1 pseudogene is annotated in these 619 nt (G+C 66.1%); it reads right to left on the minus strand.

Annotated elements, in window-relative coordinates:
- Positions 1-148 precede the first annotated feature (148 nt).
- Positions 149-619, minus strand: a pseudogene (locus tag VKA29_RS00560) (hypothetical protein); the annotation flags it as partial.

The following is a 619-nucleotide window of genomic DNA, read 5'->3' on the forward strand; positions in this document are numbered from 1 at the left end:
GTGCACGGCGCGCAGTCCGTCCACGTCGGCGACCAGGAACTGTCCGTCGCCGGGGAGGCCGAGCGCCGGCGAGGCCGTACGCCTCGCCGGACGGCGCGAGAAGGGCAGGTGCGGTGCTCGTCGTGGTGTGGTGCGCCACAACTCAGGATCAGTAAGGACTCCACAGCTGCAGTTGGGCGTCGTACACCCACAGGGCATCAATGATGTCGACGTAGTAGATCTCTGCCCCGCACCAGACCTGTGCGGGATCAGCACAGTGGCTGGAATCATAGGTGACTTCTGCCCCGCTGATGATGCCCTTCGCTTCCACCACGTCCTTGAAGTGCTCGCTGTCGGGCAGGGGCTGGTAGACCGGGCCGCCACTGTCTCCCGGACCGATCGCCGCCTTGCCGCTCTCGCTGACGGCTATGACAACAGGCCCTCTGACCACTCCGTCCGACGCTTGGTAAGACACGATCGTGTCGGTGACCCGGAGGTTGCAGACCTCGCCGGTGCGGCTGCCGGAGGCGCACACCAGGTTGCCGGGGAAGGACCTGCTGGCCGAAACGACCGCCTTGGCAGTGGTCGATTTCGAGTCACCGGTCCACACGTACGGTGCCATCGGCGTCGTCGTCAGCGC

Origin of the sequence: Streptomyces sp. H51 (genome assembly GCF_035656535.1) — a bacterium.
In the GTDB taxonomy this organism is placed as follows: Bacteria; Actinomycetota; Actinomycetes; order Streptomycetales; family Streptomycetaceae; genus Streptomyces.